1 pseudogene is annotated in these 235 nt (G+C 46.0%); it reads right to left on the reverse strand.

From position 1 onward, the window contains the following. A pseudogene (locus tag SB764_RS44690) lies at nucleotides 1–234 on the reverse strand (glycoside hydrolase family 65 protein); the annotation flags it as partial. Between the last annotated feature and the right edge of the window lies 1 nt (nucleotide 235).

Consider the following 235-nt stretch of genomic DNA (forward strand, 5'->3'; position numbering starts at 1 on the left):
CGGTGTGGCTTCTTCTCCGGTATCATCGGATTCCCACGGGTACATTGCCCCTTTGTAGCCGTAGATATATGCTTTTTGTTTCGCTTTTTCAAGTCTGTCGGTTCTGTAGTCCAAACATGATTTTGCCATTTCAGGCTGCATAGCAAGCAGGACAGGGTACATCCATAATTCGGTATCCCAGAAAATATGGCCGTTATATCCCTGTGAAGATAGACCCATTGGCGGAATGCTCAAT

It is taken from the genome of Paraburkholderia sp. SIMBA_027, from assembly GCF_046535315.1.
In the GTDB taxonomy this organism is placed as follows: domain Bacteria; phylum Pseudomonadota; class Gammaproteobacteria; order Burkholderiales; family Burkholderiaceae; genus Paraburkholderia; species Paraburkholderia tropica.